The sequence below is a fragment of the Streptomyces sp. NPDC031274 genome (genome assembly GCF_055570235.1).
The window spans coordinates 1-1,005 of record NZ_JBVIHP010000526.1 but is presented as its reverse complement, the minus strand read 5'-3'; the positions used below and the strand labels follow the sequence as shown (position 1 = coordinate 1,005).

Here is a 1,005-nt window from a genome sequence, read left to right as displayed (position 1 = left end):
CCCGGCGCGCAATCGTCCGCACCTGTAAGCGCCACGCGGCTTGGGGGCTCTCCCTCGGTGGGGCTGGCCAGTAGTACGGACAGCCCTGTCGGCTTCACGCGGGGCGCGTTCCAATGCGCTGAGGGCATTTCTGCGGCGCCTGGTGGCGCGTAGAGAGTGGGAGTGGTCGGCCCTCGGGAAGCATGACGTGTAGCACTGCTCCTGCACCGCAGACTGGCTCCTGACGGTTTTGACCAATGTGTCCTAACGATCCTGTGTCGACTCGGTCCGAGGCAGTGGGCTCGGACGCTGGGCCGGGTGAGCGTGTCTAGAGCACTGATATGCGGGCGTTCTCTGCACCGTGTCATCTGCGACCGCTCTCCGGGCCAGCGGCGGGGCTTGTGCGTGTGCTGACGGGGGGAATCAACCATCGAATCGCCAGACCCTCACCAAGCCGTGGACCACACCGCTAATGCAGGTGAGGTGGTGCTCGGGGTCGACTCGCATCGTGATGTCCATGTGGCGGCAATGGTGTCGATGCTGGGGCGAGTCCTGGCTACGGAGCGCTTCCCGACTACGGCAACGGGCTATCGAAGCCTTGTCGAATGGGCCTGTGAACGAGGGGTGGTTCGCCGGGCGGGGGTGGAGAGTTCTGGAAACTACGGCGCGGCGCTGTCCCGGCATTTGTTGTCTGCAGGCATCGAGGTGGTGGAGGCTCCCGGCCCGGGGCGCTCCGCCCGGCGCCGACGCAGCAAATCGGACGAGGGCGATGCCGTTGCTGCCGCCCGATCTGTGCTGAGTGGCCGTGCGCAGTTCCCGGTCAATACCGGCAGCGGCCCGATTGAGATCGCACGCATGTACGTGATGGCCAAGGACTCTGCCGCACGCGCCAAACGGCAAGCAATGAACCAGATGAAAGCAGTCTTGGTCACCGCAGATCCGGCCCTGCGAGAGGAGTTGCGGAGTCTGAAGCGACGAGCGCTGATTCTGGCGTGCCTGCAGCTGCGCGAAGGTGACCAGGAGGTA

Annotated in this window: 1 protein-coding gene; it reads left to right on the top strand. The window is 65.3% G+C overall.

The annotated features are described in order from the left end of the window. Positions 1-435: 435 nt before the first annotated feature. Positions 436-1,005: IS110 family transposase (locus ACZ5CR_RS47685; protein WP_468870343.1), on the top strand; the 570-nt coding region annotated here is incomplete at its 3' end.